This is a genomic window from Arthrobacter sp. TE12232, assembly GCF_054062615.1.
The window spans coordinates 4593570-4610956 of record NZ_JBSSFK010000001.1 but is presented as its reverse complement, the minus strand read 5'-3'; the positions used below and the strand labels follow the sequence as shown (position 1 = coordinate 4610956).

The 17387-nt window shown below is 68.3% G+C and carries 16 protein-coding genes; 7 read left to right on the top strand and 9 right to left on the bottom strand.

Translation table 11 applies throughout. From position 1 onward, the window contains the following. Nucleotides 1-78: 78 nt before the first annotated feature. Nucleotides 79-477, bottom strand: coding sequence for a cupin (locus ACVWZ7_RS20630; RefSeq protein WP_456508968.1), 399 nt, complete (start codon nt 475-477; stop codon nt 79-81). 247 nt (nt 478-724) lie between these two features. Then, nucleotides 725-2254 (bottom strand): replication-associated recombination protein A, encoded by a 1530-nt coding sequence (locus ACVWZ7_RS20625; protein ID WP_456508967.1) that lies wholly within the window; start codon nt 2252-2254, stop codon nt 725-727. Between the two features lie 81 nt (nt 2255-2335). Here ACVWZ7_RS20625 and ACVWZ7_RS20620 point away from each other — a divergent pair, with 81 nt between their 5' ends. Further along, nucleotides 2336-2983 (top strand): acVLRF1 family peptidyl-tRNA hydrolase, encoded by a 648-nt coding sequence (locus ACVWZ7_RS20620; RefSeq protein WP_456508966.1) that lies wholly within the window; start codon nt 2336-2338, stop codon nt 2981-2983. A 94-nt stretch (nt 2984-3077) separates the two neighbouring features. On the opposite strand, the gene ACVWZ7_RS20615 is transcribed toward ACVWZ7_RS20620, so the two are convergent. The 6 genes from ACVWZ7_RS20615 to ACVWZ7_RS20590 all read right to left on the bottom strand — a co-directional run bounded on the left by ACVWZ7_RS20615 (nt 3078) and on the right by ACVWZ7_RS20590 (nt 10808). Beyond that, nucleotides 3078-3401: a 2Fe-2S iron-sulfur cluster-binding protein gene (locus ACVWZ7_RS20615; RefSeq protein ID WP_456508965.1), complete on the bottom strand. Its 324-nt coding sequence runs from the start codon at nt 3399-3401 to the stop codon at nt 3078-3080. A 16-nt stretch (nt 3402-3417) separates the two neighbouring features. Then, entirely contained in the window at nt 3418-4671 is a 1254-nt protein-coding gene (locus ACVWZ7_RS20610) for an NAD(P)/FAD-dependent oxidoreductase (protein WP_456508964.1), read from the bottom strand. Then, on the bottom strand, nt 4664-5944 hold the full coding sequence (locus ACVWZ7_RS20605) for a cytochrome P450 (protein ID WP_344367468.1): 1281 nt from the start codon (nt 5942-5944) through the stop codon (nt 4664-4666). The genes ACVWZ7_RS20610 and ACVWZ7_RS20605 overlap by 8 nt, the downstream gene beginning before the upstream one ends. 263 nt (nt 5945-6207) lie before the next feature. After that, nucleotides 6208-7926 (bottom strand): DUF222 domain-containing protein, encoded by a 1719-nt coding sequence (locus ACVWZ7_RS20600; RefSeq protein WP_456508963.1) that lies wholly within the window; start codon nt 7924-7926, stop codon nt 6208-6210. Nucleotides 7927-8285: 359 nt separating this feature from the next. Then, a complete protein-coding gene (locus ACVWZ7_RS20595; protein ID WP_344367651.1) occupies nt 8286-9059 on the bottom strand; it encodes an IclR family transcriptional regulator in 774 nt (257 codons plus the stop codon). Between the two features lie 21 nt (nt 9060-9080). After that, on the bottom strand, nt 9081-10808 hold the full coding sequence (locus tag ACVWZ7_RS20590) for an FAD-dependent oxidoreductase (RefSeq protein WP_456508962.1): 1728 nt from the start codon (nt 10806-10808) through the stop codon (nt 9081-9083). Nucleotides 10809-10940: 132 nt separating this feature from the next. Here ACVWZ7_RS20590 and ACVWZ7_RS20585 point away from each other — a divergent pair, with 132 nt between their 5' ends. The 6 genes from ACVWZ7_RS20585 to ACVWZ7_RS20560 all read left to right on the top strand — a co-directional run bounded on the left by ACVWZ7_RS20585 (nt 10941) and on the right by ACVWZ7_RS20560 (nt 16326). After that, nucleotides 10941-11726 (top strand): IclR family transcriptional regulator, encoded by a 786-nt coding sequence (locus tag ACVWZ7_RS20585; protein WP_344367649.1) that lies wholly within the window; start codon nt 10941-10943, stop codon nt 11724-11726. 120 nt (nt 11727-11846) lie between these two features. Next, the gene (locus ACVWZ7_RS20580; protein WP_091252424.1) at nt 11847-12608 is read left to right on the top strand and encodes an SDR family NAD(P)-dependent oxidoreductase; all 762 of its coding nucleotides are present in this window, start codon (nt 11847-11849) and stop codon (nt 12606-12608) included. Nucleotides 12609-12645: 37 nt separating this feature from the next. Continuing rightward, a complete protein-coding gene (locus ACVWZ7_RS20575) occupies nt 12646-14334 on the top strand; it encodes an FAD-dependent oxidoreductase (protein ID WP_456508961.1) in 1689 nt (562 codons plus the stop codon). A gap of 1 nt (nt 14335) precedes the next feature. Further along, nucleotides 14336-14665 (top strand): Dabb family protein, encoded by a 330-nt coding sequence (locus tag ACVWZ7_RS20570; protein WP_091252371.1) that lies wholly within the window; start codon nt 14336-14338, stop codon nt 14663-14665. An 11-nt stretch (nt 14666-14676) separates the two neighbouring features. After that, nucleotides 14677-16074, top strand: a complete 1398-nt coding sequence (locus ACVWZ7_RS20565; RefSeq protein ID WP_456508960.1) for an MFS transporter — start codon at nt 14677-14679, stop codon at nt 16072-16074. Nucleotides 16075-16113: 39 nt separating this feature from the next. Continuing rightward, complete coding sequence (locus ACVWZ7_RS20560; RefSeq protein WP_456508959.1) at nt 16114-16326, top strand: hypothetical protein; 213 nt, start codon at nt 16114-16116, stop codon at nt 16324-16326. A gap of 71 nt (nt 16327-16397) precedes the next feature. On the opposite strand, the gene ACVWZ7_RS20555 is transcribed toward ACVWZ7_RS20560, so the two are convergent. Beyond that, nucleotides 16398-17273 (bottom strand): GNAT family N-acetyltransferase, encoded by an 876-nt coding sequence (locus ACVWZ7_RS20555; RefSeq protein ID WP_456508958.1) that lies wholly within the window; start codon nt 17271-17273, stop codon nt 16398-16400. Between the last annotated feature and the right edge of the window lie 114 nt (nt 17274-17387).

Here is a 17387-nt window from a genome sequence, read left to right as displayed (position 1 = left end):
GGATTGTGCGTCCGTGCCTTGCCAGACAACGAACCAGCCTACCATGAAGGGGCCCATAGCCCGAAGCCAGTACCGAAGTCAGACCCTGGCGTGCACGCCCCGGCTGCCCCGCCGCCCGAATGACGCGGCCCCCAGGAATTCCACGGCCACGAACGGATCCGGGCCCACCACCCACTCGTCATGACCCGGCGGGATCGCGTAGGTGTCGTTGGCGTGGATCGTGGAGCGCAGCCCTTCGGCCGTTTCGACCTCCAGCACACCGGAAATGCAAAAGCCCAGATGGTGGTGCTGGCAGGCGTCGGTCTGCTCGTAGGGTTTGGTGCTCTCCGACCACCGCCAGCCCGGGCCGAGGATCAACTTGGCCACCGAGTAGTCGTCCACGGTGCAGAGGTCGAATTCGGCCTTGTCCGGGCACCGCTTCCGGTCGGGCACATCAAAGGATTTGACTGCCATGGCTGTAACGAAATTAATGCTCATGGGACACTACCTGGGGACTGAGCGGGGACGCTCGCATTGGAAGACCTTGGATGGAGCGAAGCCGGCCGTCGTTCGGGGGTCCGGGTAATCGATTGCCGGCGGTGTGAGCCGCGCTGTCCCCTGCGCCGCACGGATGGTCAGCAGGTCAATGCTGGCGTATTTCCACGTTAGACCTCTTGGCCCCTATGTCAACGGCGGATTCCAGCGCTGAAGGGCGGCGCCAGAGCAGCCGCTGGTCAGCGACAGATCACGTGCCGCGGATGATCTTCCGGAGCCGCTCCAGCCGGGTGCCGATGTCCCGTTCAGCCCCGTTGGCGGTGGGTTCATAGTAATTGCGGCCCACGAGATCGTCCGGCGGATACTGCTGGGTGGCCACGCCATGCGGCGCGTCGTGGGAGTATTTGTAGCCCTTGCCGTGGCCCAGCTGCTTTGAGCCCGGGTAGTGGGCGTCGCGCAGGTGGGCGGGGATCCCGTTCCCGAGCCCCGCGCGGACGTCGGCGATTGCCTGGTTGATGCCCATGTACGCGGCGTTGGACTTCGGCGCGGTGGCCAGGTGCACCACGGCTTCGGCCAGGATGATGCGGCCTTCCGGCATGCCGATCAGCTGGACGGCCTGGGCCGCCGCGACGGCGGTCTGGAGCGCCGTCGGGTCTGCCATCCCGACGTCCTCGGCGGCGGAGATCACGATCCGCCGGGCCACGAAGCGCGGGTCCTCCCCCGCCTCGAGCATCCGGGCGAGGTAGTGCAGCGACGCGTCGACGTCCGAACCCCGGATCGACTTGATGAACGCGCTGGCGACGTCGTAGTGCTGGTCGCCGGCGCGGTCGTAGCGAACCGAGGCAACATCCAGCGCCCGTTCCGTGTGCCGCAACTGGATGGTCACGGGCTTCGGCGCAACAGCGCCGGCGGCGTCCGCGGTGTCAATGTCGGTTGCGTCAATGTCGGTTGCGTCAATGTCGGTTGCGTCAACGTCGGTTGCGTCAACGTCGTCCGCGTCCCCGAAGGCGACGCCGGCGGCGGCCTCGAGCGCCGTCAGTGCACGGCGGGCGTCCCCGCCGGAGAGCCGGACAAGGTGTGCCAGCGCGTCGGCGCTGAGCTCGGCTTTGCCATTCAGGCCACGGACATCCGTGACGGCCCGCTGGAGGAGGCCCTCGACGTCGGCGTCGGTCAGCGGCTTGAGCGTCAGCAGCAGCGAGCGGGACAGCAGCGGGGACACCACGGAGAACGAGGGGTTTTCGGTGGTGGCGGCCACAAGCACCACCCAGCGATTCTCGACGCCCGGTAGCAGCGCGTCCTGCTGGGCCTTGTTGAAGCGGTGGATCTCGTCGAGGAACAGGACTGTGGTGGTCTTGAACAGATCGCGCGCGGTCAGGGCCTCGTCCATCACGCGGCGGACGTCCTTGACGCCGGCGGTGATGGCGGAGAGTTCGACGAACTTCCGGCCGGGACCCTTGGCGATCACGTGCGCAAGCGTCGTCTTTCCGGTGCCGGGGGGACCCCAGAGGATCACCGAACTTGGCCCGGCGGGGCCGGTCGCGTCGGAGCCGGCGGCGAGCTGGCGCAGCGGGGAGCCCTGGCCGAGCAGGTGCTGCTGGCCCACCACGTCATCCAGGGTGCGGGGCCGCATCCGGACGGCGAGCGGACTCCGCGGCGAGCCGGCCCCGGCCGTGCGGGCACCGGAGCGGGCGCGGCCGGAATCGTCGGCGCCGCCGTTGTTGCCGCCGTCGTCGTCGCTTCCGTCGGCGTCGTCCCGCCCTGCGCCAAAGAGATCATCCACATAGATAGGCTACTTCTAGTTCAGGTCCGCCCTGCCACCCCTAAGCCGTCCCCCTTATCCCCGCAACGGAAGAGCCCGCCAATGCCCAGCCCCGAATCCCGTGTGGCCTTCGTTTCCGCTGCCCGGCTGCCCGGCTGGGTGGAGCGCTTTGCCTCAAGCCATGGCGCCCTGGTGGAGGAAGAGCTCGACGCCGGTCTGCAGGTGCGAGCCGCGGACGGCGCCGTGGCGCTGCTGCAGGCGCCGTGGCCCGTGGATGGCCGGCCCGGGCGCGGCGGCGACGCGGTGTCGCGGCTGGCGTCCCTGGCCGGGCAGCCCCGCAGCCTTGGCACCGTGCTGGTCCGCCGCGGCGGCTATTCGGTGGCGGTCGTCAGCGGCGGCGCCGTGGTCGCGTCCAAGACCGGCACCCGCCACGTCCAGTCGCGGACCGCTGCCGGCGGCTGGTCCCAGCAGCGCTTCGCCCGGCGGCGCGCCAACCAGGCTGATGCCCTCGTGGAGGCCGTGGCCGAGCACGCCGCGAGGATCTTCGCGGAGCACCGGATCGAGTACCTGGCGCCGGGCGGCGACCGGACGCTAGTCGACCAGGTCCTCGTCGAGCCTGTGCTGAAGCGCTACGCCGGCGTGGCCCGGCTGGCGTTCCTGGACGTTCCGGATCCGCGTGCCGCGGTCCTCAAGAAGGCTGCGGCGGAGCTGTGCTCGGTGCGGATCCTGGTGACGGATCCGGCGTCGTAGGAACCGGCGTCGTAGGAACCGGCGGCCGTTCCATCCCCCAATATATGCAGATGGAACGACGGCCTCGTCCCTATCCGGCGGCCGGACGCCGCGGCTATTCTTCGGGCGCCAGAGTGACGGTGACTCCGTTGAGGTCCTGGCTGAAGTCAAGCTGGCAGGAGAGCCTGGAGCCGCATTCCTGGTAGCCCTCGGCATCGACCAGCAACTCGAGTTCGTCCTCGCTGCGCTCGGCAAGGGTGTCGAAGACCTCCTTTTCCAGGAAGACGTGGCAGGTGGCGCAGGAGGCGGTGCCGCCGCAGGATGCCAGGACCGGGAGGTCGTTGTCCCGGAGGGCCTCCATCAGGGTCTGGTCCGGCTCCCACTGCAGGTCGTGGGTGGAGCCCTCGCGGTCGATCACGGTGAGTTTGTTGTTGCTCATGGTGGTTCCTTCGGTTTCAGGACGCTGCGAACGCGGCGTCGGTCAGTGGGGTGCCGGGATCGGCGGCGAGCAGCGGATCAATCCGTGTTTTCTGTGCGATCAGCTTCTTGGCCGGACGGAAGTCGGTAAGGCCTGCGATGGTGTCGACGGCGGCGAGGCGCCCGTCGCGGAGGTAGACCACCGAGAACTTGCCCTCCGCCGGGGTGCCGCGCACGATCACGTCGTCGTCGGGGTGCCGGACGCCGGCCGTCTGGAGCCGGACGCCGTGCTGGACGGTCCAGAACCAAGGGATCTCCGGATCCGCGGGGGCCTGGCCCGTGATGTCAGCTGCCACCCTGTCGGCCTGCGCCATGGCGTTCTGGACGCATTCGAGGCGCTGGCTGGCGCCGTCGATGGTGCTGGTGAAGCGCGTGACATCGCCCGTGGCGTAGATGCCGGGGACCGAGGTCCGCCCGTCGTCGTCCACGAGGATCCCGTCCTGGCACTGGAGGCCGGCCTCGGCGGCAAGTTCCTGGTTGGGCACCACGCCGATTCCGGCGAGGACGACGTCGGCCGGGTAGGCCGCGCCGTCGGCGGTGACGACGCGCTCGGCCCGGTCAGACCCCTCGACGGCGGTCACCGCGGCGCCGAAGACGAACCGGACACCGTTCTGTTCATGGAGCCGCTCAAAGAAGCGGGATACCGGCTCGGAGGTCACGCGGCTCATCACGCGGTCCTGGAATTCGAGCACCGTGACGTCGCAGCCTTTCGCGGCTGCGGCGGCGGCGACTTCCAGGCCGATGTATCCCGCGCCGATGATAGCGACCCGGGCGCCGGGGACGAGGGCGCGTTTGAGTTCAAGGGCGTCGTCCCGGGTCCGCAGGGCCTGCACCCCGGGGAGTTCCGCCCCGGGGACTGTCAGGGACCTGGCGCGGGAGCCGGTGGCGATGACGAGGCGGTGGTAGCCGTGGCGGCTGCCGTCGGACAGCTGGACGGTCCTGCCGCCCGGGTCGATGGCGTCGGCGGTGAGCCCTGCCCGCCGGTTAATGCGCTTTTCGTGGTAGAACTTTTCTTTGCGCAGCACGGCGGACTCATCCGGAGCGCCGGCCTTCAGGAGTTCCTTGGACAGTGGAGGGCGTTCGTAGGGCGTCTCCTTTTCCGCTTCGAGCAGCAGGATGTCCCCCTCCCAGCCGCGGGATCGCAGTCCTGCGGCCACCGCGACTCCGGAGTGGCCGGCGCCGACGATGACGATTGGATTCAGGACGGACTCAGTGGGCTGCTGACTAAGCATTGAACTTCTCCAGCTCGACGTAAAGGTGTTCCGGACCTGAGTTGGTCAGGTTGTTGCCCCGGACGTATTCGATCGGCTTGTCTTTGTTGAGGGTCAGGGAGCCGAGCTTTGCGGCGAGGAGTTCCACCGTTACGACCGTTTCCAGCCTGGCCAGCGGGGCGCCGAGACAGCTATGCACACCGTGGCCGAAGCCGAGGTGGCCGTCGGTGTTGCGGTCGATGTTGAAGGTCTCGCCGTCGGGGTACTTGGCGCTGTCGCGGTTCGCCGCTGCCGGCAGCAACCGGACGATGGCGCCGGCAGGGATGCGCACGCCGGCAACCTCGACGTCTTCGGTGGTGATCCGGCTGGCGCGCTGCACCGTTCCGCGGAAGCGGGCCAGTTCCTCGACGAAGAGGTTCGCGTCGGCGGGGTTCTGCCGGATCCGGTCCAGCAGCCCGGGTTGCTCGCTGAAGACCCGGAAGGCGTTGGCCAGCAGGATGGTGGTGGTGTCATGGCCGGCAACGAAGACGAAAGCGCAGAGTTCCTTGGCTTCCTTCTCGCTGAGGAGGCCTTCCTTCCACATCCGGGCGATATGGCCGCCCACGGACTCGCTTTCCTCGCGGTAGAGCCGTTCCATGGTGCCCTTCAGGTACGCGAAGAACTCGAAGGTGCTCTGTTCGTCGGTTCCCGTGCCCTGCGCATTGCGGGCCAGCCTGCCGAAGTAGCTGAAGGTCTCATCCGACCAGAACTTCATCTTCTCGAAGTCCGACGCCGGGACATCCAGCAGGGCGCTGATGGTGGACATGCTCAGCGGGATCGCGTAGTCATCGACGGCGTCGCCGCCGCCGGCTGCGATCATCGGGTCCAGATATTTGTGGGCGTTCTCGCGGACCCGGTCTTCAAAGCGGGCGATCGCCTTTGGAGTGAAGGCCTGCGCAACGACCTGGCGCAGCCGCGTGTGGTTCGGGGCATCGAACAGGGTCAGGAAGGTCAGCGGCACCGGGTCCACCACTTGGGAGGAAAAGACCTTCGGGGCGCGCATGGCCTTGCGGACATCGTCATAGCGGGAGATGAACCAGACGTCCGAGACCGGCGAGGCGGCGCGGAGAACCGGAGCGTTGTCCCGCATCCATGCGTAGTGCGCGTACGGGTCACCCTGGGTTCCGTCGTCGACGACCTTGAACGGCGCCATGCCATCCGGCCAGGCGAGCTCATGGGAGTAAGGCGGCAGTGCGGCCGGCCCGGAGAGTGACTCGTCCACGGGCGTTAGTTCTGTGGTGGCGGCAGACATCATTGTCCTTCTTTCATGCGTGACTGTCGTGGGTGACTCACGCGGGTGAATTCCCCGTGCGAGTCGACGTGATCCACGTCTCAATCAAGAGTGCCCACCGGCCACGCGTCGGCCCCATAGGGCTTCCGTTCATCGGTTGTGAAAGTCGCCCGGCGGCTCTTGTGCGCAGGCGAGCGTGACGGTGAAACCGGAGCCGATTGTCAGTGGCAGGAAGTGTGTCACCCCCGGGCTCGATTACCGCACTAAATTGACCCGCAACCGGTCGTTCAGGCGGATTGGTATAGGCCCCATTCGGGGATGGGGTCGTCGAGGGGTGCCGGCCAGTCGGGGTCGTCGGTGTCTGCGGCGGGGAATGGGTGCCCGGCCGTGAAGTGGTGCCAGTCGGGGAAGGGATCCGGGGGCAGTTCCGGCTCCGGATCCGCGGGCACGCCTCGCTCCGCCCGTGGGTCTGTGTCTGTAGCCGTGATCGGGAGGTGGGCGGGCCAGCGGGGCGGTTCCCAGTCCTGATGCTCGCTCGGATAGTAGCGTTTTGAGGGTGAAATCCAGCCCGGCGGGCTCGTTGTGGTGGCCCCGACGGGTGTCCAGGCGGAGGAGTGTTTGAGGCGGTGGTGTTTCGGGCAGGGCTGGCCCAGGTTGGCGATACCGGTGGTGCCGCCGTCGGCCCAGGCCAGGAGGTGGTCCGCCTCGTTGTCCAGGGAATGGTTGTTACAGCCGGGAAACGGACACCTGCCGTCCCGGAGCCGGAGCCAGTGCCGCTGCGCCGCCGGCAGACGGTAGCTGCTCCGCCCGATTTCCAGCGGCGCCCCGTCCCGGGGATCGGTCAGGACCCGGTAGAAGGAACCCGCGCCGCCACTGACGAGGCGCCGGGCCATCGACGGCGGGATCGGACCGTACCCGTCCAGGACGGCCGGTTCGTCCGTGAGGCCCAGCAGCGACAGGACCGGCACGGTGACCAGGATCTGCGCCCGCGGCACCGGAAGACCCCCGCTCCCACCGGTTCCGCAGTCAACCATTCCGCCGCTGGCAAGTCCGTTGGTGGTGCCGTCGCCGGCTGTTCGGGCTGTGGTCCCTGGGGTGGGGCCGGTGGCGTTGGTGAGGAGCCAGGTCGCGGCGATGTCGGCGCGCAGCTGGGCCAGGGTCCGGGTCTCGGCCGGGCCCTGCAGGGCGCGGGCGGCGGCGGTGGTCCGTTCCCAGATCCCGGCCGCGGTCTCGGCCGGGAGCCGGGCGGAAAGCCAGGCCATGCCGTCCCGGTCCGGGACGAACTCCACCCGCCGGTCCGCGACGCTCACGGTGTGGCGTGCCTCGATGCTCTCCGGGTGGTGGCGTTCGCGCCAAGTGCGGGCCTTGGCCCGGAACCGGGACGGCACGAGCTCCCCGGCCGCACAGCCCCGGGCCGCCCCGGGGGCGTCGGGGTCCAGGAAGTGCCCCTCCAGCGAGGCCGCCCCGGCACCGTCCAGGCCGCTGGTTTCCTCGACAAGGATCCGGGCGTGCTGCCAGGAAATCGTCCCGGCCCGCAACGCCGCCCAGGTCAGCGGCAGCCCGGTCGTCAAGGCCCGGGCCTCGGACAACAGCGCCCCGGCGGTGCGTTCGCTCACGGTCAGGACACAGGCCACCTCGGCGACCAGGGCCATCTCCTGGACGGCACGGTCCCGCACGGATCCCGCCGGCGGGGCCAGGAACCTGACCGCCCGCGCGTAGTCGGCGGCCAGCTGAACCTTCAGCGCCGCCGTCCGGGCCTCCAACCGGGCCACCTCGGCCAACCCGTCCAACAACCCATCCGCCAAATCCCGCAACGGATCAGCGTCCCGGAGGGCATCAGCATCCCGCAAGTCATTGGCATCCCGCTGGGCATCGGCGGCGGCCGGATCAGAGCGGTCCGGGCCGCCGGCACCGGACCCGAGCAAGGCAGCCAGCACAGCCACAGACGCGGCAACGGCCTCCACCGCCACCCCGCTGTCCCCGCTCCACGCCACCCTGCTTTTCATACCCCAAGTCTATGAAGGGGCACCGACAATCTTGATGCTGCTCCGACGGGACGCCGGCACTGACGCCCGGTCTGCCGTGACATCTTTTTGACCGGTGCCGTGGTCGCCGTGGTGCCCGCAACCGGGTCTGCTGCAGGCCTGTTCGGCAAGCGTGGAACTCGCCCTTCCCGTCCATCAGGGCTCAAGCCTGGGCAGCCGGCTGGGGTGCCTGCTGATTGCCTCTGCAATCACTGCACGGCTCCTGCGCTACATCGGAACCCGTGAAGTTGCGGACGGAGCCTGACGACGAGCCATGGGCCCGGCAGACCGCCGCCCACCGCCGCCCACTGCCGCTCACGGACACGTCCACAGACACGCCCTCAGCCCCGTCTCGGAACCGGGCCGGAGGCCTTCAGTGCACGGGAGATCCCGTGCGCTGCGGTCAGGAGCGCCGGGACGGTGAGGGGCACGGCGGCTTCCTGCCGCGGAACGATGGCATTGAGCGCGGCGGCGACGGTGTTGCCCGGGCCGAAGACGGGCACGGCGATGCCCGTCCACTCCGTTACGCCGATGCCCGGCAGGGCAACGTAGCCGCGATGCCTAATGTCGGCCAGGTGTTTCCGGATGAGTGCCGGGTCAGTAATGGTCTCCGCGGTCATCGCCGGCAGCGGGCGCGAAAGCACGTCGTCCTGGACGGCAGTCGGCGCGAAGGCCAGCAGCACCAGGCCGGACGAGGCGGCATGAATCGGCATCCTCTGGGCGATATGGGCGGCGTCCAGGCTGGATTGGGGCGAGGACAGCCGCTCCACGTAGAGCACGGTCCCGTGGTCCAGCACCGCCAGCGTGGTGTGCTGGTGCACGGCCGCCTGGACATCCTCCATGAAGGGCCATGCCAGCTCACGGAGATTCAGCGCACGCGATCCCCGTGCTGCCAGCTCCCACATCCGCATCCCCGAACGCAGGTTCCCGTCCGCCAGCCGCTCGATCAGGCCGTGCAGCACTAGATCGTCCACGAGCCGGTGGGTGGTGGTCAGGGGCAGGTCTGCGCGGCGGGCAAGGCCGGAGAGCGTCATGGTGGGGAGGTCGCGGTCGAACGCGCTCATGAGCCGCACAACGCGGCTGATGACCGATTCACCGGTGGGTGAGTTTGCCACGGACGCCTCCGGCCCTGCGCCTTAGCCGGCTTCCACGGTGGCCGCACGCTCCACACCCCGGACCGCGGAGAACTTCGCGATGTCGCGGCCCGCCCGGTAACCAAACACGAGGGCCGGCCCAATGTGCGAGCCGTAGCCCGGGTAGCCGCCGCCGAAGACGCTGACCGCTGCCGCACCGACGGCGATCAGGCCGGGAATGGCAGTCCCCTCGTCAGTGACCACCTCGGAGCGTTCGTTGACGCCAATCCCGGCGAAGGTGCCGAGGTCGCCCATCTGAATCTTGGCGGCATAGTACGGTCCCTTGCCCACCGGGGCCAGGTTCGGGTTCGGCTTGTGCTCCATGTCCCCGCGGAAGTGGTTGTAGAGCGTGGAACCCCGGCCAAAGTACGGGTCCTCGCCGCGCTCCGCCGCCGGGTTGAAGTCAGCCACCGTCGCCTTCAGACCCGCGGCGTCGATGCCGAGCTTGCCGGCCAGTTCCTCCAAGGTGGCGCCCTTGACCAGGTACCCGGTCTTGTAGAAGTACCCGCGCGGCATCGGCCAGGGCTTGGCGTAACCGATGCCGTATTTGTGCATCGTCTTCGCATCCCCGATCACGTACCCGAACGTCTTGTCCTGGCCCTTATTGTGCTCGATCATGGTGCCGCCGAAGTCGTGGTAACTCAGAGCTTCGTTCCCGAACCGCTTGCCGTGGCGGTCGACGGCGATCAGCCCCGGCAGTCCGATGGCGCGCAGGTGCGGGAAGAGGCGCTGCTTGCCGTTGAGGTATTTGAATACCGTGACCGGCGCCCAGGACCCGACGCTGAATACCGAATTGTCGATGTGGCCGCCGGCGCTGATCGCCAGGGTGGCGGCGTCACCGCCGTGGCCCACGGTCGGGGTGAAGTGGTCCTCGCCGTCGGCGTCGTGCGGGAAGTACTGCTGCCGCAGTTCCTTGTTGCCGGAGAAGCCGCCGGCGGCGAGGATGACGCCGAGCCGCGCCGTCACTGTGGCGGCATGCTCACCGCCGATGACCGCCCCGGTGATGGTTCCGTCGTCGTCGCGGGTCAGGGAGAGGGCCGGCGAAGACTTCCACAGGCGCACGCCCAGGTCATCGGCGCTCTTGACCATGCGGGTCATCAGTGCGTTGCCGTTGGAGCGCAGGACGGGTCGCTTGTAGCGGGCGGCGTCGGCCCAGGTGCGCAGCAGCTTCTTAGCCACATACACGAACGAACTGACCGACTGGTTCACGTGGAAGAACTCGTTGATATCCGGGCCGACCTGCGGCATGTAGCCGAACACGGTGTAGGAACTCATGTACGGCTGCATGAGGAGTCGCTTGTCCCCCAGCACGCGCGCGTCAACATCCTGCGGCAGAATGGCCCGGCCCGAGAGCTTTGCGCCCGGCAGGTCCATCTTGTAGTCCGGCGACTTCTCCGGGTAGGTGAACTTCACCTCGGTCTCGTTCTCGAAGAAGGAGATGGCTTCCGGCACGGTGTCCAGGAAGTCACGGACGCCAGCCTCGTTGAACGTCTCCGGGGCCAGGTTCCTCAGGTAGGTCTCGGCTTCCTCCCGGGTGTCCCCCTGCTCCACGCCCTGCTTGTTGCCGGGGACCCACGCCCAACCGGCGGAGATCGCCGTCGTGCCGCCGAAGTACTGTTCCTTCTCGGCCACGATCACGTTCAGTCCTTGCGAGGCGGCTTTCAACGCTGCGGCCATTCCGGCCACACCGGAGCCAATGACGAGGACATCACAGAGGACGGGTTTGCTCATGGTTTTGCTCCGTTCAGTCGGCCGCACGCTTCGCTGCGGCAGCCGGGTTGGAATGCTAGACCCCCAGTAGAGCCGGTGACGCGGATCACCGCGAGGACGATTACCATTGAGCGGGAATCCTGAGGAGGTTCAATGGCGAATTCCGCATCGGGCGAGTCGATCATCGGACGCTTTGTGAAGATCGTAAGCGCGTTCGACGACGGCCACACCTCCATGAGCGTCGCGGAACTGGGGCGCCGGACCGGGCTTCCGGTGACGACGACCTACCGGCTGGTCAACGATCTGCTGCTCGAACGGCTCCTCGAACGCGAGCCCGGCGGTGACATCCACATCGGGACCCGGATGTGGGAGCTCGTCTCCCGCGGATCCAAGATGCTGGGGCTGCGGGAGGCCGCCCTGCCGTTCATGGAGGACGTCCAGGCAGTGGTGCAGCACTCCACCACCCTGGGAATCCTTGATTCGGATGAGGTTCTGTACATCGAGCGGCTGGGCTCCGACAAGACAATCGTGGACATCACCAAGATCGCCGGCCGCCTCCCCGTCCACGCGACGTCGTCCGGGCTGGTCCTCCTTGCCCACTCCTCCGCCGCCTACCAGGACACCATCCTGGCCCGCCCGCTGACAAAGTACACCGAAACCACCCTGACCGATCCCGCCCTGCTGCGCCGCCACCTGGCCGAGATCAGGCAGCGCGGCTTCGCGGCCATGCCCGGCGTGATCGTGCCCGAGTCCAGCGGCATCGCCGTCCCCGTCTTCGGCCCCGAGAACACCATCCGCGCCGCCCTCAGCGTGGTGGTGCCGCGCAACGAGGAGAACGCAGCCGCCCGCGTCCCCGTGCTGATGGCTGCCGCGCGGGGCATCTCACGGGCCCTAGGCTGGCGCGGCGAGCTCAAGGGCACCCTCCGCCAAAGTCACTGAACCACGGTTTTCCGGTCAGACTTTTGCCGTTCATCGGCAATCGTGTGGTTGCCGTCACAACTCCCCTGCCACTCTGGCTTAGACGCAGCGAAGATGCTGCAGGAGTACGAGGAGCAGCACATGAACCCCACACAGAGCCGCGTGGCCGGGAAGACCGCCGTCGTCACCGGCGGCCGCGGAGATTTGGGCAGCGCCACCGCCGCCCTGCTCGCCGAGCACGGCGCGAAGGTCGCCAGCTTGGACGTTGCGGGCATTCCGTCCGCCGCCACCCACGAAAACATCAGCCAGTACGACGTCGACGTCACCAGCGAGGACAGCGTCGCTGACGCGATCCGCCGGGTGACGGACGAACTTGGCGCCCCGGACATCCTGGTCAACGCGGCCGGCATCATCGGCCCGGCCGGCGCCTCGCACACCGCATCACTGACGGACTTCGACACGATCTTCAACGTCAACGTCAAGGGCGTCTGGCTGATGACCAAGCACGTGGTCCCCGGCATGATCGAGAAGGGCGCCGGCAGCATCATCAACTTCTCGTCCATCCACGGCATCACGGGCGGCCGGAACGTGCCGCTCTACCACGCCACCAAAGGCGCCGTCCGGCTGCTGAGCAAATCCGACGCGGCGGCCTACGGAAGCCACGGCATCCGGGTCAATTCCATCCACCCCGGGTCCATGAACACCCGCATGAGCCGCCGCTCCGCCGAGCAGTCCGACATCGGCCCGGAGGCATATTACAAGCAGCTCGTCGGCTCAAACCCGCTCCCGCGGCAAGGCGAACCCGACGAGATCGCCTACGGCGTGCTCTACCTGGCCTCGGACGAATCGCGGTTCACCACCGGTTCCGAGCTCGTGATCGACGGCGGCTACACCGCCGTCTGACGGCCGCATACTCTTCCCTTCCTGAAAGGCAACACCCATGAAATTCGTCCATGGAACCGCGTCAGACCGCTACGACGTCGTCGTCGTCGGCTCCGGCGCCGGTGCCCTTACCGCGGCGGCCACCGCCGCCCGTGCCGGCAAGTCCGTCGTCGTGCTGGAAAAGAGCGCCCTGCTGGGCGGCACCTCGGCCGTCTCCGGCGGCATGCTCTGGGTGGCCGACAACCACCACGCCCGCGAAGCCGGCATCACCGATTCCAAGGAAGCTGCCGCCAGATATGTGCGGGCCGTGGCCCGCGGCCGCGGACGGGAGGAACTCCTGGACGCCGCCTTGGACTACGGGGACCAGATGCTCCGCTTCGTGGAAGCGGAATGCGGCGTCCGCTTCATTTTCCTGAACAACTTCCCGGACTACCGCCAGGACCTGCCCGGCGCTGTCGAGGGGGGCCGCACCGTGGAGCCGGAACTCTTCAACAGCAAGGAAGCCCTGGGCGCGCTCACCCCGCACGTCCGCACCGACGGCCGCGCCCCGTTCACCATGCAGGAGTACGAAAACTGGGGCGCCTTCACCAAGTTTCCCTGGGACGAACTGAACCGGCGCCAGGCCGACGGTTTCGTGGCCAAGGGGCAGGCCCTCGTATCCATGCTCCTTGCGAGCCTGGTCCGCGACGGCGTGGCCCTCGTCACCGAGGCCCGCGGACACCGCCTACTCACCGACGGCGGCCGGGTGACCGGCGTCGAACTCGAAACCGGCGACGTCTTCCAGGCGAACGACGGCGTGGTGCTGGCCACCGGCGGCTTCGAATGGGACAAGGCACTGGCCGACTCGATGCTCGCCTCGCGGCTCTACACGATGTGCTCTCCGCCCTCGAACACCGGCGACGGCTTGCGGATGGCGCAGCGGATCGGCGGCCAGACCCGCGGCACCAGGGAAGCCTGGTGGGCCCCGATGTCGGTCACCGGCGACACCCGGGACGGGCAGCCAATCGGCACCCTGCTCCGCTTCGAGCGCCAGGGCCCCGGATCCTTGATGGTCAACCGCCACGGCCGCCGCTTCGCCAACGAATCCCAGAACTACAACGACCTGGCCCGGAGCCTGCAGTCCTGGGACTCCCCCCGGAACCAGACCCTCAACACCCCGGCACACGTGATCGTCGACCACGCCTACATGGAGCGTTACGGCATCCTGGCGCACCGGGCCGGTCAGCCAGTCCCCGACTACCTGATCGAAGCGTCGACGCTGGCGGAGCTCGCGGCAAAGATCAAGGTTCCCGCCGGAAATCTGACGGCGACAGTGGCGCGGTTCAACGAGTTCGCCGTCAAGGGCGAGGATCCCGACTTTGGCCGCGGCGAAAGCGCGTACGACAAATACTGGGGCGACGGCGACAACCCGTACCCGAACCCGTCCCTGGGTCCCCTCGAGACCGGACCGTTCTACGCCATGGAGGTAGTGAACGGCGCCTTCGGAACCAACGGCGGCGTCGCCACGGACGGCCGCGCCCGCGTCCTGGACGTGGACAACCGCCCCATCGAGGGTCTCTACGCCGCGGGCAACACGACCGAAAACGCCTACGCCGCCGGCTACCCCGGCGCCGGTGCCACCCTCGGCCCGATCATGACCATGGGCTACCTCGCCGGCCGCACCATTGCCGGCCAGGACCCCGGCTTCGCCCCGACGGCCCGCACCACGGCCACCGCTGACGCAATCTCTGAACTGGTGGAGGCCTGAGATGATCCGCCACACCGTCCTCTTCAAGTTCAAACCGGACTTCCCGCCCGCCGACAAGCAGGCCTGGATCACCGGACTCAACAAGATGACCGGGAATATCCCCGGCATGCTCAGCCTGACCCACGGCCCGGATGTGCTCAGCACAGAGCGCTCCTTCGACTACGCCATCGTGGCGGACTTCGAAAAGGTCGAGGACATCGCGGTGTACAACACGCATCCGCTGCACGAACCGCTCAAGGCCTATTCATTCCCCAACAGCCAGCAAATCCTCTCGGTGGACTTCCACCTCGGGGATACCCAGCCGGCTGCCACTAAGACGCCGTCGTCTTAAAGGAGATCCCCATGCACACTGCACCCGCTCCACGCCTGGCCGCGCGAAAGACACCCAGGAAGGCAGCCCTGGCGTCCTTCCTGGGCAGCACCCTGGAGTACTACGACTTCTTCATCTACGGGACCGCCGCGGCGCTGGTGTTCCCGCACCTGTTCTTCCCCGCCGCCGACCCCGCCATCGGCCTGATCGGCGCCTTCGCCACCTTCGGCGTCGCGTACGTGGCGCGGCCGGTGGGCGGGCTCGTCATGGGCCACTTCGGCGACAAGCTGGGGCGTAAGAAGATCCTGTTGCTCACCCTGGGCATCATGGGCCTGGCCTCGCTCGGCATCGGCTTCCTGCCAAGCTACGAGCAGGTGGGCATCTGGGCCCCGATCCTGCTGGTGGCCGGGCGGCTCGCGCAGGGTTTCTCCGCCGGGGCTGAATCGGCGGGCGCGTCCACGCTCACGCTGGAACACTCCCCGGAGGGCAGGCGCGGCTTCTTCACCAGCTTTGTGATGACCGGCTACGCCTCCGGCATGGTGCTCGCCACCCTCGTCTTCATCCCGGTCACGTCCATGCCGCAGGAAGCCATGATGAGCTGGGGCTGGCGCATCCCGTTCTGGCTCTCCATCGTGGTCCTGGCCATCGCGTACTGGGTGCGGACCCACCTGGATGAGACCCCGGTCTTCGAGGAGGCCCAGGAACACCGGCAGGTCGCCCCGATGCCGGTCAAGGACGTGCTGAAGTTCCAAGGCCCCGATGTGCTCCGCGTGATGGGCATGTCCATCATGTCCGTCATGCAGACCATCTTCACCGTCTTCGGGCTGGCCTACGCTACCTCCACCGCCGGGTTTGACCGGGCCTCCATCCTGACCGTCAACGCCGTCGCCATCGGCTTGTCGATGTTCGCCATGCCGCTGGCCGCGAGGCTCTCGGACCGGATCGGCCGACGCCCGCTGCTGCTGACCGCCGCGATCGGCTGCTCGATCACGATCTTCCTGTACTTCCTGGCCCTGTCCTCAGGCAATATCCTGCTGGTGTTCCTGGCAGCTCTCCTCAACATGACGGTGCTGTACTCCGGCTTCAACGGCATCTGGCCCTCGTTCTTTGCCGAGCAGTTCGCCGCCCCGGTGCGCTACACGGGCATGGCGATGGGCAACCAGCTGGGCCTGGTCCTGGCCGGTTTCGCCCCGATGATCGCCGGCATGCTGCTCACCCCCGGCATCACCGGGTGGGTTCCCGTGGCAGTCTTCGCCACGGTCTGCATGGTCATCGCCGCCGTCTCCGTGTACTTCTCCCGCGAGACGTACAAGACCCCCATAGAGGACCTGGGCGGCCCCTACCTGGCCGGGACCGCCCGCCGCCGGGAAATGCTTGCCGGGGAGAATCCCGCCGCACAGCAGGCCCCGCCGGCCCTGCAGCTTCCCTGAACCGCCGCCACCCGGCGCCACCGCCCGAAGGAGAACCCCATGTCCAGCCGTCACAGCGCGTTCCCGCACCACTGGCCAATCCACGTGGCCGGGACCCGGATCCTGGGACCACAGGGGTCCGGCATGCACGGATCCGCAGGGTGCCTGGTCCCCGCCGCAGGCACCGGGGAACCGGCAACGCCTCGGACCTCCGCCGGTGAACTGACTGCCTCGCCGTGGCTCGGCCTGCACTATGACACGGAAGACATGTAGAGCAGCCTGCGGCTCCGCACTGCCCGACGGCGCCTGCCGCCCCGATCCGTTCGGGTGCCGCAGGCGCCGTTTCAGCAGCCGGTCAGGTGACGCTTCGGCCGCTCCTGCCGGTAGAGGTACCGGCAGGCTTCGCGGAAGCCTGCTTGTGCGTACAGGTCCCGGGCACCGGCGTTGGACGCCATCACCAACAGCCAGTAGCCCTCCAGCCCGCGGGGGTCGCCTTCGCGCAGCAGGGCCCGGACAATCCGGCCGCCATAGCCGCGCCGCCGCGCGTCCGGGCGCGTCGCCATGCAGTACAGGCCGCCCCAGCCCGGCCCGGCGGGCGCAGGGCCGGCCACGACGGGCACAGTCCCGGGCATGGCGAGCCGCGCGACGGCGGCCGGTACGCCGTCGTCGTCCCGCACCAGGGCGTAGACGGCCGGGCAACCTTCGAGGATGCCGCGGGCGACGGCGAGCTCTGCCGACCCGCCGCGGCCGTCGACGCTCCACCACAGGTCCAGCCAGTCGGCAGTGGGTTCAGGGGTGATTTCCACGGCCGGGTCCGGGCCCGCAGAGCCGCCGGCAGGCTCCGCCCCGGACGGACGTACCAGGACCAGGGTTTCGGACTGCCGCGTGAACCCTTCGGCGTCGAGCACCGCATTCAGGGCCGCATAGCGCGGGCCGTCAAAACTCTGGAAGATCAGCGGGAGCCGCCGGTCCCGGTACCACAGCCGCGCCTCCCGGATCCTGGCGATCAACCGGTGCGGGTCCTCGCCGGGATCCCGCGTCCAGACCGAGTTCGCCCGCTGGGTCACGCCGGACGCGGCCCGCAGCACCCACCCGCCGGACTCCTCGCATTCGGCGGCAGGCCACGCGGCATCCATCAGCGCCTCCAGACCGCGAATCCCTGCGGGGTTCCCCGGCGCGATCTGTGCGGGCTTTGGTGCGGGGTTCGGGCTCTGATCCATCGAGGTTCTCCGTCCGGAACGAATGAAGGGGCAGCTGTGCGGAGTGTAGGCACCTGTGCAGAGAGTAGGCACTTGTGCAGACAGCAGGGGCTCCGCGGTTTCCCGGGGAGCCCC